Raw genomic sequence first — 15,268 nt, 5'->3', positions numbered from 1 at the left:
CTGCGTCACGCTGCGAGGAACGGGCTCGGTGCGCCGTGCCAGGAGACCCGCAGGACTTCACGTGCGCGAGTGCAGGCGACGAAAAGGAGGCTCAACTCGCCCAGTAGATCCTCTCGGTGCTGCTGAGCATCCACTTCTGCGGGTGTCAGGGTCGAGGCCAGAGGGACGACGCTGTCGCTCACACCGGCGACAGCGACGAAGCGGAATTCCAGTCCCTTCATGCGGTGCATGGTCCCGATGCATACACCGGTGCCGTCACCGGATGCCTGAGCGGTGCCGAGGAGGCGAACGGGCAGCTCGGCTCGTTCCAGCGCCTGCGCAATCTCCTTGCCCAGTTGCATGTATCGAACGGCCACCCCGATCTCGCCCGGTTCCACACCGTCGTTCACCCACTGGGCGACGCGCGACGTGAGGTCCGCGATCTCTTCGGCCTTGTCGGCCGATGCCCTCAGCTCGGGGTTCCCGCCGTTCAGCACGGAGCGGTACCCCGTCAGGGAGTCGGTTCCGCCGTCCATGTCGTCCAAGCTCTGCCCGCTGAGCAGGGAGGCCGACCACTGCAGGATCTCGTGCGTGGTGCGGTAGTTGATACGCAGCCGGTGGGATCTGCCGCTCACGTTCACGCCGAGGCTGCGCAGTGACACCTTGTTGCCGTAGATGCGCTGGTGTGTGTCTCCGGCAATGAACAGATCGTCGGGTCCGGGGGCGACCGCTGCCCGCAGCAGGCGCCACTGAGCCGGGTGGAGGTCCTGGGCTTCGTCGATCACCACGTGGCGGAACGGGCGGTCGGTGCGCGGCTCCAGCAGCCGGGCGGCCTCGGCGCAGACTTGGAGGAACGTCCATTCCCCGGCTTGGCGTAGGTCCCGCGTGAACCCCTCGACGGCACGCCAGACCTGTGCGCGCCGCAGCGGGCTCAGCGCCGTGCCCCGACCGCTGCGTGACGCCTTGAGGTAGGCCTCGGGCGAGCGTAGGTCCTGGGCCAGGACGACCTGTCGCCATTCCTGGTCGAGGAAGACGTCGCTGTAGTCGAGACCGAGTCGGCGGGCGAGGGCGTTCCAGCGGGAGTTGATCTCCTTCTGGCTGGTCAGCATGGTCAGCGGGCCACCCCGGTCCTCACGTACGAGCTGATTCGCGAGGGCGTCGATGTTGACGACACGGATCTTCGCGCGCAGTGCCTGGTCCGGGATGAGCAGTTCGAGTCCGTGGCGCAGGTCGGCGGCCAGGTTCCGGGTGTAGGTCGTGAGCAGCACCGATTCGTCGGGTGCGTCATCCGGCAACTGCCGCGCCAGATGCAGAGCGCGGTGGAGGGCGACCACGGTTTTGCCGGTGCCGGGGCCCCCCGTCACTCGGGCAGGCCCGTTGTAGGAGGGGTGGTACGCGATGCGCCGCTGACTGGGGTGCAGGAAGATCCGCCACGCGTCGAACGGTCGGGACAGGACGTCCAGCAGCTCCTCGGGCCCGGAGAGCAGGGCGATGCGTCCCTGCGAGCGGGCCATGGAGGCGGCGAGTTCGTCCTCGGCCGGGGTCTGCCGCGCCTCGGTGGCGGCGGTGCGCTCGGCGTGCACGGCCACGGACTCGCGCCAGACGTCCTCCGGGGTCAGCCCCGCGGCCAGGCCGGCGAGCACGTCGTACTGCTGCTCGGGAAGGATCTTGCGGAGCGCGTCGAGATGAGCCTCGGTGCTGAGGTTCCGTACGAGGGGGAGCAGATCGGGATCGATGCCGAGGCGGGTCAGTTCCTTGTCCGCGACATCGGTGAAGAGCCGGCTTTCCGCCTCGGTCGGGGCGTGGTGCACGTCGGCGGTTGCTTGCTCCAAGGCGATGTCGTCGCGCAGTCGATGCCCTGGGTCGCAGAGTTCACTGTCGCCCGATGACTCAGTGCCCAGGCGATGGCGTCGTCGTGCGCCATGACCTTCAGGAGGAGAAAACTGTCTCCGGAGTCCGGTGCGAGAAGGACGCCGCGCATGAACTTGCTGATGCGGATGGTGCGGATCCGGGAGTCACGGGGGTTCTCCAGTTTTTCCAGGTGAAGCCCGGCATGGCGGTGCTCGCGGAACTTGTCGAAGACCTCGTGGACCCGCTTCTGAACGGGCTTCTCCAGCTTGGCGAACTCCAGGAGGAAGTCCTTGTGGATCCCCAGTGTCGCCATGTGTGCCCCCGGGGCGTGCGTGTGCCGACGTTTCGACTGATCACCGTACGGTATGGGGCGACAATGGCGGCTCGGCGTCTAGGGTTTGGGAAGAGGACGGGCGTGCACGCTCAGGAGACCACGTTCAGCAAGCTGGTCCAGGGGGAGCAGCAGTTCCAGGTACCGCTCTACCAGCGCACCTACAGCTGGCAGCGCGACGAGCTGCAGCAGCTGTGGGGCGACGTGCAGGAGCTGGTCGAGGACCGGCAGGAAGGGCGGCCCGGCTCGGGTCACTTCCTCGGTTCGGTCGTGCTGGCGCCCGAGCGCGTCGCCGCGGGCGGGATGCAGCGCTGGCTCGTCGTCGATGGCCAGCAGCGGATGACCACCTTGATGCTCGCGTTCACGGCTCTGCGGGACCACCACCGTGCTCGGGGCTCGGTGAAAAAGGCCGCCCGTATCAACGACCTCATCCTGGTCAACACGTACCAGGAAAAGTACGACAGCTACCGGCTGCTGCCGACGCAGGCGGACCGTGAGGCGTACACGGCCTGCATCGACAGCCTCCCGAAGGCCGGCGGCGCCGGAAACGTGGGCGCTGCCTACCGCTTCTTCATCGCTGCCTTGGCCGACGGGACGGAGAGCGGTGGTGAGGCCTGGGCGGACGCGGTCGAGTCCGTCCTCGGCGACTGCCTCTCGATCGTTGCGATCACTGCCGCCGAGGGCGACAACGTCTACCGCATCTTCGAGTCCATCAACAACACCGGCGTGGGGCTCAGCCAGAGCGACCTTCTGCGCAACTACCTGTTCATGTGCCTGCCGAGCAGGGGCGAGGACGTCTACCGCAAGCGGTGGCTCCCGATGCAGGAGCTGCTCGGCCCCGCCCGTCTGGAGCTGCTGGTGTGGCTGGACCTCGTCGTCGGAGGGAACAGCCGCGCCCGGCAGAGCGAGATCTACCGGGACCAGAAGAAGCGCCTGGAGCCGCTGAGCGGGGACGAGGCGGCGCTGGAAGCCGAGATCGCCCGGTTCGCCCTGCGCGCCGACCGCCTCATGCGGATCCTGGAGCCCGAGAGGGAAGGCGATCCCGGGCTGCGGGCGGTATTGGAACGCCTGTCGCGCTGGGGCGGCCAGACCCACTACCCGCTGGCCCTGCACCTCCTGGACCTCCTGGACGAGGGCAGGACCACGGCCTGGGAGGCGGCTGAGGCGCTCGCGTTCGCGGAGAGCTACATGGTGCGGCGCCTCTTCGCGGGCCTGTCCACGACGGGCAGCAACCGGGTGTTCATGGAACTCCCGAAGGAACTGGACAAGGAAAACTCTCCGTCCGAGGCGGTACACCGGTTCCTTTCGCGCCCCCGCACGGGCGCCCGTGTGTGGCCGGGCGACGACGCCGTTCGTGACGCCGTCCGCACCCGTCCCTTCTACAAGACCGGACGCAGCAACCAGCGCTTCCAGATCCTGCGCCGGCTGGAGGAGAGCTACGGATCGAGCGAGCCAGTCGACTACGACAAGGCGCCGCTCACCGTCGAACACGTCCTGCCCCAGAGCCCGGCCCAGCAGTGGTTCGACCTGCTGGCCGAGGAAGCCACGGACGGCGAGAGCCCCCAGGAGATCCACAACCTGCTCGTGCACACCCTCGGCAACCTCACTCTCTCGGGTGAGAACGCACGACTCTCCAACCACCCCTTCCACCGCAAGCAGGAGCTGCTCGACTCCAGTGCGCTGCGGATGAACCAGGAGATCGCCGCGCAGGAGCGCTGGGGCCGCAAGGAGATCCTCGCCAGGGCCGAGGAACTGGCCGACCGGGTCGTGGGCCTGTGGCCCGGGCCTCTGGACGAAGTCGTGCAGTCGGACGACGAGTGGTCGGGCTGGCGGGAGTTGCGGGAGATCCTCCTGGCCGTACCGGCCGGGACCTGGACGTCGTACGGTGAGCTTGCCGCCCTCATCGGTACCAGCGCCATCGCGGTCGGCAACCACGTGGCTGCCAGGACGGGACTGCACTGCGCGTACCGCGTGCTGACCGCCGACGGCCGGATCGCGGGCGGGTTCCGGTGGACCGACGACCGGCATTCCGGGGACCCCAAGGTCATCCTGGAGGCCGAGGGCGTGCCCTTCGACGAGAACGGTCGTGCCTCGAAGGCACACCGGCTGAGCAGCACAGACCTGGCCGTCCTGGTGGGCAAGGAGCTGCCGGAGGAGACCCCGTCGGGGTCGGCCGCATCGCAGACCGGCGCTGACGAGGCCGGCACCCGCTTCGAAACGCTGCTGCGCGCCAACCAGACGCCGGAGGTCGTCGAGGGAGTCCTGGCAGCACTCCGCTTCTGGGAGGAGCAGGGCGGCTACCAGGTCTACGGCAAGGCGACGGAGACCAGCTGCTTCCCGACCGTGGACGCGGGCGGGCCGGGCTCGTCGCGTGCTCTGTGGCCGATCGGCATCTACCCGGTGACCGGGACGGCGGAGGTCGTCTTCCAGTACCTCAAGCGGCGCCCGCCGTTCGATGACGAGCCGCTGCGCCGCGCCCTGATGGAGCGGTTCAACGCCATCGACGGCATCGACCTCGCCGAGGCGAAGCTCGACCTGCGCCCCTCCTTCCCGCTGGAGGTCTTCGCCGCGCACACCGAGGAGATCCGTTCCGTACTGGAGTGGTTCATCCATGAGGTCGCCTTGGCGGAAGCCCGCCGTTCGATCGACGACGGCGACCTGGCCGTGTTCTGACGCGGCGGCGGTCGGACCGTCCTCACCTGGCCGGATCCGGCCCTTACCGGAAGATCACTGCTCGGGTAGCCTGCCCGAGCAGTGATGGGTGTCACTCCGGACGTGGGTGCGTGGCGGGTGGCCTGCGACCGGAGCACGGGGGCGCATGGAGCACAACAACCACCAGGGCTGGTACGGAGAGACCTTCGTGGCCGCGATCGCCGCGGCGGCCGGATTCCAGGTGGCTGTGCCGTATCCGGACATCGGCAAGGACCTGATCCTGGGCCGGGATCACGAGGAGCCCGAGCTCGATGTCCAGATCGCGCTCCAGGTGAAGACGCGCCGGGTCGAGGGCATTGCGGACACGGACACCGGGGTCAAGGTCACACTCTCGGTCGCGCAGTTCAAACGCCTCCGCGGTAAACGGCAGGTGCCCGTCTACCTGGTCGTCGTGCTCGTGCCCACGGACCCGGCGGACTACATCCGCACGGATGAGAACGCCCTCGTCCTGCGCCGCTGCGCGTACTGGGTCTCGCTCCAACATCACGTCCCCGCACAGGCCGGCCGGGACAGTGTCACTGTCACTGTTCCGCGCGACAATCTGCTCACGGTCGACGCTCTGCACGAGTTCTTCGCCCGGGCGTGTGAGGAGGTGCCCGCACCATGACCACGATCGGCGTACCCGAGGACGAGCTGGAGCGGCTGCGGCCGCATGACGTCGCGCACTACCTTCGCAGCAGGGGCTGGCAGGAAGTCGGACAGGTCCGTTACAGCCGCCGTTGGGAAAGGGACTGGGCCGGTCGGGCGCGGCGATTGCTGCTGCCCATGGACACCGACCTGGCGGACTTCGCGGACCGCATGGCGGATCTTGTCGGAGCGCTGGCGGAGCTGGAGGCCCGGCCGCCGGCAGCCGTTCTCCAGGACCTACGGGCGACTGGTCTCGATGTGCAATACATCAGGACCATGCCGAGCACACCGTCCGGCACGATCCCCGTTCAGGCGGGGGTACTCGCCGTGACCAGTGCCCGGGACCTGCTGATGGCGGCGGCCTGCCACACCATCGAGCCAAGGCTCGTCCAGCCGCGCCGCAAGCCGCGTGCGGCGCGCGACTTCGTGGACAGCGCCCGCTTCGGCCCCACGGTGCCGGGCAGCTACATCCTGAGCGTGCAGGTGCCGCTGCCGGAGCGGGACGTACAGCCATCGCTCTTCGGCGACGACCCGGAACCCTTCGCGCGGAGCGTCTCGCGCAGGATGTACCAGGCGGTCGCGGCAGCCCACACAGCGGCCGAGGAGGCGATGGACGCCGATGACTCGGCTCCCTTCACGGATGCCGTCGGGGACGGCGTATCCGCGGACGTGTGCGAGGCGCTCGCGGGCATCGGCGGACACGATGGCCGGGGCACGAGCACCCTGCACGCCTTCTCGATCGACTTCGCCTGGTCCCCGAGGTGGCGCGTGCCGCCCATGGAACCCCTGGCACCCTTCTCACCCCGCCTGGTCCGAGTCCTTCGCGAAGGGGCCCAGGACCTGCGCCAGCAGGAGCCGGAGCCCGGAGTGACCGTCATCGGCCGCTCGACCAAGCTCAAGCGCGCCGCGGAGTACGGCCCCGGCGAGGTGACGGTGGAGGCGTTCGTACTCGGAGTGGCGGGCAAGATCGGCCCGAAGCGCCAGATCCACGTGACGCTGGCGGAGGACGAGTACACCCGTGCCACCGATGCCCATGCGCAGGGCAGGACGCTCAAGATCGAAGGCGATCTCGCACGCCGAGGCACCTACTACGAGCTGACCCGCATCACCGCCTTCGACGTGCTGTGACGGCTCGGCCGCAGCCGGTGCACCGAAGTTCCACGAGTGTGGCCGGGCGGGCTTTCGTACGTGTTTGAATGACTGTGATTGACGTGAATCGCCCTGGCCGGGCGGTATGGAGGGGCGGAGACCCGATGACGACGCCGACCACCGACCTGGCGGGTGTGGCGCAGCGGGCGGTACGCCGCCGCGCCGACGCGCAGGACCACACTGCCGTACCCGAGATCAGCGATCTCGTCGAGGTGCGCGGGCAGCGCTGGGTCGTGGCCGACGTCGATCACGGCACGGGTTCCGCGGCGATCAGCGCGCCCGGCACCCTCGTCACGCTCAACAGCGTCGAGGACGGCCGCTACAACGACACCCTCTCGGTCATCTGGGAGATCGAGCCCGGCCGCCGCCGTCTTTTCGCCGGCTCCCTTCCCGAGGTCACCGCGCACCGCTTCGACCCGCCGGAGCGCCTGGCCGCCTTCCTGGACGCCGTCCGGTGGTCAGCGGTCACCTCGGCCGACGTACGCACCCTGCAGGCGCCCTTCCGTTCCGGCGTCGCCGTCGAGCCGTACCAGCTCGAACCCGTCTCCCGGGCCGTGGCCGCGCCGCGCGTGAACCTCCTCCTCGCGGACGACGTCGGCCTCGGCAAGACCATCGAGGCGGGCCTGGTCGCGCTGGAGCTGATCCTCCGCAACCGCGCCCACAAGATCATGATCGTCTGCCCGGCCGGCCTCACCGTGAAGTGGCGCGACGAGATGGCCGAGAAGTTCGGCCTCGACTTCACGATCATCGACTCCGAGCGGGCCGCCGAGGTCCGGCGAACCCACGGCAGCGCCGCGAACCCCTTCAACATCCATCCGCGCAGCATCGTGAGCCTGCCCTGGCTGCGCGGCCCGAAGGCCCAGCGGCTGCTCGCCGAGGTGCTCCCCGCCCAGGACGCCGAGGCGATCGTCCCCGGCAAGCGAGCGTTCGACCTGCTCATCCTCGACGAGGCCCACCACGTGGCGCCCTCCGCGCCCAAGCAGTACTACCCCGTCGACTCCCAGCAGACGAAGCTGATCCGCCGACTCTCCCCGCACTTCGAGCACCGGCTCTTCCTGTCGGCGACCCCGCACAACGGCTACCAGCAGTCGTACACGGCCCTCCTGGAGATCATCGACAACCAGCGCTTCGCACGCGGCGTCGAGCCGGACCCGCAGGCCGTCGAGGACACCGTCGTCCGCCGCCTCAAGACCGACATCCGCGACCCGGAGACCGGCGAGCGGCGCTTCCTGGAACGCAGGACCACGTCGCTGTCCGTCGAGTACACCGAGGACGAGCGCCGCATCCACGCCCTGCTCAAGGAGTACGCCCAGCTCCGCCGGGCCAAGCTCGGCCCCCGCTTCAAGGGCGGCCGCAAGGCGGCCGACCTGGTCACCCTGCTGCTCAAGAAGCGGCTGTTCTCCTCGCCCGACGCCTTCGCCCGCACCATCGAGGTCTACCTGGAGACGCTCCGGACCAAGAAGCAGCAGGCGGCCGAGAAGGTCGAGGACTGGCAGGAGACCTTCTTCGACGACTACGCGGACTACGACGACGAACCCCTCGCCGAGGCCGAGGACGACGCCATCGCCCGTGCCACCACCCTCCAGCCCGGCACCGACGGCGACGAGTCGGCCCTGCTGGAGCAGATGCGCGACTGGGCCCAGCGCCACCAGGCGCAGGCCGACTCCAAGGCCCGCGAACTCATCACCTACCTCAAGGCCAACTGCCTGGCCGAGGGCGGGCACTGGCTCAACGAGCGCGTGGTCGTCTTCACCGAGTACCGCGACACGCAGATCTGGCTCCAGAACCTGCTGCGCGACCACGGACTCGGCGGCGACCGCGTCGCCCTCCTGCACGGCGGTCTGAACACCGAGGACCGGGAGCAGCTGCGCCTGGCCTTCCAGGCCGAGCCCTCGGAGAACCCCGTACGCATCCTGCTCGCCACCGACGCGGCCAGTGAGGGCATCGACCTCCAGCGGCACTGCCACCGGCTGGTCAACTACGACATCCCGTTCAACCCCAACAAGCTCGAACAGCGCATCGGCCGCATCGACCGCTACGGCCAGCTCACCGCCCCCGAGGTCGTGCACTTCGTCGGCAGCGGCTACGAGAAGAGCACCGACACCTACGAGGCCGACCTCGAATTCCTGGCCCGGGTCGCGGTGAAGGTCGCCCGCATGGAAGAGGACCTCGGCAAGGTCAACGCCGTCCTCGCCGACGCCGTACAGCGCCGGATGACCGGCGACCTCGGCACCGACTTCGACGTGGAACGCGCCGAGGTCTACGCCGGCCGCAAGGCCAGGAAGGGCGGCGGGAACGTCGCCGCCGAGCGCGACGCCCAGGCCCAGGCCCAGCGCCTGAGCGAGCAGGTCGCGGGCACGGTGGCCGCCCTCGGCATCACTCCCGAACGGATCGCCCGCGTGGTCTCCACCGCGCTGCCGCTCGCCCGCCAGCAGGACATCCGGCCCGTCCTCGACGACAAGGACGGCGCCGAGGGCTTCTACGAGGTACCCACCCTCACCGGTTCCTGGGAGCGGGCCACCCACGGCCTCGCCGACAAGCTGCGCCCCGAGATCCAGCGCCCGGTCACCTTCGAGGCGGCCAACCTCAAGGACAGCCGCGGCAAGGAACGCGACGACGTCGTCCTCGCCCACCTCGGGCACCCCCTCGTCTCCATGTCCACCCGGCTGCTGCGCGCCGCCGTGTGGAACAAGGAGCAGATCGACCTCGCCCGCGTGAGCGCTGTGATCAGCGACCACCCGGAGCTGGAGACCACCCTCGTCGGCGCCTTCGCCCGGTTCGTCCTCATCGGCGCCGACGGCGTGAGGCTGCACGAGGAGGTCCTCCAGGCGGGCGGCTGGCTCCGCGCGGCGGAAGGCGCCGGCCAGCCCCGCTTCAGCCGCCTGGAGAAGACCACCACGGTCCGCGACATCCTCGACGACGCCTTCGCCGACCACGCCACCCAGGCCGCCCCGGTCCTGCGCGGCAGGCTCGCCGACGCCTGGCCGCACGTCAGCGAGGGCCTGGTCTCGGCCCTGGAATGGCGGGCCCGCAACCGCCAGACCGCACTGGAGACCCGCCTGGAGACGCGCCGCCGCGTCGAGGCCGAGCGGATCACCGCCCAGATCGACCGCTTCCGCGAGTCCCTTCGCCGTGCCATCGGCAACCCCGCGGAGCAGGAGGAGGAAGGCCAGCTGGAGCTGGCCTTCGACGAGGTCGAGCAGCAGCGCCGGGACCGGGAGAACTGGGAACAGCGCCGGGACGCGCTGGAGAGCGAGAAGCAGCGCGAGCTCGCCGCCATCGCCGCCCGGTACGACCGGCCCAAGGCCCTGCTGTTCCCCGTCGCCGTCGTCTTCGTCGTTCCCCGCCGGGAGGCCGTGAAGTGAGCACCACCCACCGTACGAACACGGGCCGCGGACGGACCCGGAGCGGCGCCCCCGCCCCCGACGGCCGGCAGGACCACCTGGACTGGCTCAGCCTGGTCGACGTGTCCGGACCCTTCCTGACCCTGCCCGTCCTGCTCAAGACCTGGCCGCAGCTCGACTCGATCGACAAGCCGCTTCGGGCCCGGCTGCGCTACGAGCACGGGGTCTGGCAGTCCGCCCCGGCGGCCGGGCAGCGGGCCTGGACGGACTTCGTCCTGAACGAGCTCCTGGGCTGGGGCGACGCGCTGCACGAGGGCACGGAGCTCTCCGAGGCGCTCGCGGTGGACGTCCCCGAGCACGACGAGCGGATCGCCCCCACCTTCGCCCTCCTCGAACCGGGCAGCACCGCCGAGGACACGGCCGGCCTGGTCGCCGACTGCGCCATCCTGGGCATGACCGTCCCCGCGGGCCGGCACCCGTCCCAGCGCGTCCCCGGCTCGGCCTGGGCGGCGACCCCCGTCGACCGCATGGCACAGCTGTGCCGCCACCACGGGGTGGAGCTCGGCCTGGTGACGGACGGCCGCTGGTGGACCCTGGTCTGGGCGCCGCGCGGCGGCGTGACGACATCGGCGCTCTTCGACACGGTCGCCTGGACCGAGCCGGTCGAGCGGGTCGTCGTGCGCGCCTTCATGTCGCTGCTCAGCAGGCGCCGCTTCTTCGCCGTCGAGGACGCCGAGACGCTGCTGCCGCTGCTCAAGGAGTCGCTGGACAGCCAGGAGGACGTCACCGACGCCCTCGGCGTGCAGGTCCGCCAGGCCGTCGAACTGCTGGTGGAGGCCATCGGCCGCGCCGACGTCACCGAGCGCGCGCGGGGCGGCAACGGCCTGGCCGACGTACCGGCCCAGGACGTCTACCGCGGCGCCGTCGCCGTCATGATGCGGGTCGTCTTCCTCCTCTTCGCCGAGGAGCGCGGGCTGCTGCCGAGCGACAACGAGCTGTACGTGCAGGCGTATTCGGCCGGTCGGCTCTGCCAGGAGCTGGAGGACCGGGCCCGGGAGACCACCGAGGACGACCTGGAGCAGACCGGGGTGGGCTGGCACCGGCTCATCGCGCTGTTCAACGCGGTGTACGGGGGAGTGGACCACCCGGCGCTGCGGATGCACGCGTACGACGGCTCGATCTTCGACCCGAACGCCTTCCCGTGGCTGGAGGGCCGGGGCACGGCGGACGGCGACCCGACGGACCCGCTGCCCATCGACGACCGGACCGTCCTGCACATGCTCCAGTCGGTGCAGCACGTCTGGATCGGCACGGGCAAGAAGCGGGAGCGGCGTCGGCTCACCTTCCGGACGCTGGACGTCGAGCAGATCGGCTACGTGTACGAGGGCCTCCTCTCGTACCAGGGCCGCCGCGCCGAGGACACCGTCGTCGGCCTCGTCGGCAAGGCCGGCCTTGAGGCAGAGGTGCTGCTGACCCGGCTGGAGTCCCTGGCCCGTACGGAGGGCGAGGGGCTGGGCGCTGCGCTGGCGGAGGAGTACAACAAGGCGACGGGGCTGGGCAGCGCGGCCAAGGTGACGAAGCTGCTGGAGCCGCTGTCCGATGTGGAGCGAGCGGCGGCGCGGAGCAAGCTGCTGGCGGCGACGGGCAGCGACGCCGAACTGACGGAGCGGCTGCTGCCGTTCTACCGTCTGATCCGGCGCGACCTGCGGGACCTGCCGGTGGTGATCGGCGCGGGCGGGCTGTACGTGACGGAGTCCTCGCTCCGGAAGAACACCGGTACGCACTACACCCCGAAGTCCCTGGCCCAGCAGGTCGCGGACGGCGCGCTGGAGCCGTTGGTCTACGAGTACGGCCCGCTCCAGACGTCGGACCGGACCCAGTGGCGGCCCAAGTCCTCGACGGACATCCTGAAGCTGAAGGTCGCGGACATCGCGATGGGCTCGGCGGCGTTCCTGGTGGCGGCCTGCCGTTACCTGGCGGGCGCGCTGGTGGAGGCGTGGAGCCGGGAGGGCGACGCGCGGGCGGTGGCGTACCTGGAGGCGGCGGACTCGCTGTCCGCGTCGGCGGTGGAGGCCGAGGCCGAGCCGGTGATGGTGGAGGCGCGTCGGCAGATCATCGAGCACTGCCTGTACGGCGTGGACATCAACCCGATGGCCGTGGAGATGGCGAAGCTGTCGCTGTGGCTGGTCTCGATGGACCGGGACAGGCCGTTCACGTTCCTGGACGACCGGTTGGTGGCGGGCGACTCGCTGCTGGGCATCACGTCGGTGGAGCAGCTGGAAGCCATGCACCTGGATCCGGTGCGGGGCCGTCGCCTTCACGAGAACACCTTCCTTATGGGCGGCGTACGTGAACTGATTGCGGAGGTGGCGGAGGAGCGGCGCAAGCTGGCCGGCATCCCGGGCACGGGCTTGGAGGAGCTGGAGCGGAAGCGCGCCATGCTGGCGTCTGTCCGTGAGAAGACCCGCCAGGCGAGCGTCTTCGCGGACTTGGTGGTGGGCGCGGCGCTGGCGGGTGCGGGGCGGTCCGAGAAGGATCAGGACCAGCTGTCGTTCGCGGCGGTGACGGCGGCGCACGCGGTGTCCGACGCGGGGGATGACGAGGAACTGGCGACTGCCGAGCTGCGGCGTGCGGAGACGCTGGCTCGGGGGTGGCTGGCAACCGGCAAGCCGGCGGGGGCGTTCGGTCGCGAGGCGGTGCACTTGCCGCTGGTGTTTCCGGAGGTCTGGGACGAGCGGGGCGGGTTTGATGCGGTGGTGGGTAACCCGCCGTTCCTGGGCGGAAAGAAGCTTACAGGCTCTCTTGGTATCAGCTATCGTGAGCATTTGGTCGAAAACCTGGGCGGAGGGGTTCGAGGTAACGCCGATTTGGTGGCCTATTTCCTTCTTCGTGCATACGGGTTTCTTAACCTGAACGGGCAGGCTGGCCTTATTGCGACCAATACTTTGGCGCAGGGTGATACGCGCGAAATTGGACTGGATCGACTGGTGGCTGAAGGGGTGGAAATTCGACAGTCTGTGAAAAGCTCGCCCTGGCCTTCTCGAAGTGCGGTACTGGAGTATTGTGCCGTGTGGATTAGCCAGGCAGTTGTCTCAGATGGTGTACCCCGTTTGGCTGACGATAATCCAGTCTGGAAGATTACTCCTTCGCTGGAGGCGGCTTCGCGGGTGGCTGGTGCGCCTGAGCGACTGGCAGGGAATCAGGCTATAGCGTTCATCGGTTCGTATATTTTGGGACTTGGGTTCACCATGGATCCGGATTCTGCCCAGGCGTTGATCGCGAAGGATACAAGAAATCGCGATGTGCTCTTCCCTTATCTCACTGGGCAGGACCTTAACTCGCGGCCAGATGGTTCGGCGCGCCGGTGGGTGATCAATTTCCATGACTGGAGCGAGGAGCGGGCGCGACAGTACGGAGAAGTGTTCAAGATTATCGAAGAAGGGGTAAAGCCTGAGCGGCAGCGCAGGAAGCCCGACGGGTCGTTCACATTGAGGAATCCGCTCCCGCAGCGTTATTGGCACTACGCAGACAAGCGGCCGGCTTTGCAGGCTGCGATCCAGGGCATGAGTCGGGTGATCGTCCTGGCTCAGGTGAGTAAGACTGTGATGCCGGTTATGATGCCTACCGGCTTGGTGTATTCGCATAAAATCGTCGTATTTCCGTCGGATAGTTTTGCGCAGCTAGCTGTACTGAGTAGCACGTTTCATTATTGGTGGAGCATTGCGTATAGCGCCACTATGAAGGCTGATCTGAGCTATTCGCCTTCAGACGTCACTGCCACCTTCCCGCGTCCGGAGTATTCCGCCATGCTTGACGAGCTGGGGATGCGGTTGGAACAGCGGCGTAGCCGGATTGTGAATTTGCATGGCGGTCTCACCAGCACGTACAACCTCGTCCACGAACAGGAATGTACGGAGGACGACATTGCTGAACTGCGTCAGATCCACCGTGCCATCGATGAGGAGGTCGCCCGGGCCTACAGCTGGGACGACCTCCTGAGTCAGCCTGGCGGACTTGACCACGGGTTTCACGACACACGGCAGGGGCCTCGCTACACCGTCGGCCCGGTCGTCCGGCAGGAGATTCTTGACCGGCTGCTCGAAGAGAACCAGCGGCGCTACGCGGCCGAAGTCGCCGCCGGTCTGCATGACAAGAAGGGCGCCAAGAAGAAGGCGGCGGCCCCCACCCAGCGGAAGGCGAAGCCTCCGGAGGAGGCGCCGCCGAGCCTGTTCTGAGTGCGAGGGTGGGGGAGCGGTGGGCCGGTCAGCGTCGGTGGCGTACCGGTCCGCCGCCGGTGTTCCGGTCACGGGAAACCTTGATCGCGACCCACGGGCCCAGAACGAAGACGTTCCCGTCCTCGAACTCCAGCCGTTTCCGCCGCCCCCGCAACTCCCTTACATCCCGTACCCGATGCGGGATGCCACCCACGGCGATCACATCCCCTCGCCGCACCTCATCGGGCATGACCTCCAGGGTCTGCATCAAGCGCTGCATGTCCCGACCTCCTACCGCCGAGGCGCAAGGCTTCGCTTGTTGGCCTCGCGGACCTTGGCCAGGAGTACCTCGTGGCACACGACGCCGACAGTGGCGTCTTTGGCCGAGTCGGTCTCCTCCTCCGGCTCGGGCGCTGATTCTTCGGTCACTGGGCGCACTTCCTCAGGGCCGCCGCCAACTTCCACGCCACATCGGCCCGGCAGCAACCGAGTTCCACCAGCGGGGACAGGTAGTCGCTCGTCAGGGACACCAGATCGACGCCGAGTGATGGCAGCACCACATCCACCCCCGCCAACGCCTCGCGCAGCTCGTCCCGTGCCGCCTCCGCCTCTTGCGCCTTCTCCGCCGAGCGCCCGCGCCTGCCCGTATCCATGTCCGCTTGCCTCCTTGCCGATCACTGTCTTTCAGCGATGAGCATGGAGGCGTAGCGCTACGCTCACCAGGGGTAACGGTTTTCGGAGCATCGGAACGAAAACGGGAGTCGCCAATGCCCGCCCCGAAGGAACTCGACCCAAGCGCCTCCCTCGCCGCGCTCTACGGCGCGAAGTTGCGCAAGCTCCGCATCCGCGCCGGGCTCACGCAGCGGCAGCTCGGTGACAAGATCCCGATCGCTCACAGCCGTATCGCCCAGTTTGAGTTGGGCAACGAGGTCCCTCCTGAGGACGTCAACGGCAAGCTGGACGTGCTGCTCGACGCGGACGGTGACTTGATCGACCTCTGGGGTCACATCAAGCGGACCCCGTATCCGGACTGGGCTCGCAGGTACATGAATCTGGAACAG

The 15,268-nt window shown here is 68.7% G+C and carries 11 protein-coding genes; 6 read left to right on the top strand and 5 right to left on the bottom strand.

Annotated elements, in window-relative coordinates:
* Positions 1-5 precede the first annotated feature (5 nt).
* Positions 6-1,811, bottom strand: coding sequence for a UvrD-helicase domain-containing protein (locus IE257_RS28605; protein ID WP_229920715.1), 1,806 nt, complete (start codon positions 1,809-1,811; stop codon positions 6-8).
* Positions 1,727-2,143, bottom strand: a complete 417-nt coding sequence (locus IE257_RS38605) for a hypothetical protein (RefSeq protein ID WP_229920714.1) — start codon at positions 2,141-2,143, stop codon at positions 1,727-1,729. Before IE257_RS38605 ends, IE257_RS28605 begins: the two co-directional genes overlap by 85 nt.
* 102 nt (positions 2,144-2,245) lie before the next feature.
* On the opposite strand from IE257_RS38605, the gene IE257_RS28600 reads away from it, so the two are divergent.
* The 5 genes from IE257_RS28600 (at position 2,246) to IE257_RS28580 (ending at position 14,228) form a co-directional block, all read left to right on the top strand.
* Complete coding sequence (locus tag IE257_RS28600) at positions 2,246-4,834, top strand: GmrSD restriction endonuclease domain-containing protein (protein WP_189972771.1); 2,589 nt, start codon at positions 2,246-2,248, stop codon at positions 4,832-4,834.
* A gap of 145 nt (positions 4,835-4,979) precedes the next feature.
* Positions 4,980-5,480: a DUF4365 domain-containing protein gene (locus IE257_RS28595; protein WP_189972770.1), complete on the top strand. Its 501-nt coding sequence runs from the start codon at positions 4,980-4,982 to the stop codon at positions 5,478-5,480.
* Entirely contained in the window at positions 5,477-6,628 is a 1,152-nt protein-coding gene (locus IE257_RS28590; RefSeq protein WP_189972769.1) for a hypothetical protein, read from the top strand. The genes IE257_RS28595 and IE257_RS28590 overlap by 4 nt, the downstream gene beginning before the upstream one ends.
* A gap of 125 nt (positions 6,629-6,753) precedes the next feature.
* A complete protein-coding gene (gene drmD / locus IE257_RS28585; protein WP_189972768.1) occupies positions 6,754-10,014 on the top strand; it encodes a DISARM system SNF2-like helicase DrmD in 3,261 nt (1,086 codons plus the stop codon).
* A complete protein-coding gene (locus tag IE257_RS28580) occupies positions 10,011-14,228 on the top strand; it encodes an Eco57I restriction-modification methylase domain-containing protein (RefSeq protein ID WP_189972767.1) in 4,218 nt (1,405 codons plus the stop codon). Before drmD ends, IE257_RS28580 begins: the two co-directional genes overlap by 4 nt.
* Positions 14,229-14,256: 28 nt before the next feature.
* Here the strand turns inward: IE257_RS28580 and IE257_RS28575 are convergent, their stop codons facing one another.
* Genes IE257_RS28575 through IE257_RS28565 form a run of 3 tightly spaced genes read right to left on the bottom strand, consistent with a single transcriptional unit; the run spans position 14,257 to position 14,860 of the window.
* Positions 14,257-14,487, bottom strand: coding sequence for a hypothetical protein (locus IE257_RS28575; RefSeq protein ID WP_189972766.1), 231 nt, complete (start codon positions 14,485-14,487; stop codon positions 14,257-14,259).
* Between the two features lie 11 nt (positions 14,488-14,498).
* Positions 14,499-14,636 (bottom strand): hypothetical protein, encoded by a 138-nt coding sequence (locus IE257_RS28570; protein ID WP_189972765.1) that lies wholly within the window; start codon positions 14,634-14,636, stop codon positions 14,499-14,501.
* Entirely contained in the window at positions 14,633-14,860 is a 228-nt protein-coding gene (locus IE257_RS28565; protein ID WP_189972764.1) for a hypothetical protein, read from the bottom strand. Before IE257_RS28565 ends, IE257_RS28570 begins: the two co-directional genes overlap by 4 nt.
* A gap of 114 nt (positions 14,861-14,974) precedes the next feature.
* On the opposite strand from IE257_RS28565, the gene IE257_RS38600 reads away from it, so the two are divergent.
* Positions 14,975-15,268: helix-turn-helix domain-containing protein (locus tag IE257_RS38600; RefSeq protein WP_229920713.1), on the top strand; the 294-nt coding region annotated here is incomplete at its 3' end.

Source organism: Streptomyces avidinii (genome assembly GCF_014650695.1).
Classification (GTDB): domain Bacteria; phylum Actinomycetota; class Actinomycetes; order Streptomycetales; family Streptomycetaceae; genus Streptomyces; species Streptomyces avidinii.
Note: the sequence above shows the minus strand (reverse complement) of the source record. Positions and strands in the feature narration are given on the sequence as shown.

Excerpts from the sequence above, each read along its gene's own strand:
- IE257_RS38605 (WP_229920714.1), bottom strand. The coding sequence starts at position 2,143 with ATGGCGACACTGGGGATCCACAAGGACTTCCTCCTGGAGTTCGCCAAG.
- IE257_RS28595 (WP_189972770.1), top strand. The coding sequence starts at position 4,980 with ATGGAGCACAACAACCACCAGGGCTGGTACGGAGAGACCTTCGTGGCC.
- IE257_RS28590 (WP_189972769.1), top strand. The coding sequence starts at position 5,477 with ATGACCACGATCGGCGTACCCGAGGACGAGCTGGAGCGGCTGCGGCCG.
- drmD (WP_189972768.1), top strand. The coding sequence starts at position 6,754 with ATGACGACGCCGACCACCGACCTGGCGGGTGTGGCGCAGCGGGCGGTA.
- IE257_RS28575 (WP_189972766.1), bottom strand. The coding sequence starts at position 14,487 with ATGCAGCGCTTGATGCAGACCCTGGAGGTCATGCCCGATGAGGTGCGG.
- IE257_RS28565 (WP_189972764.1), bottom strand. The coding sequence starts at position 14,860 with ATGGATACGGGCAGGCGCGGGCGCTCGGCGGAGAAGGCGCAAGAGGCG.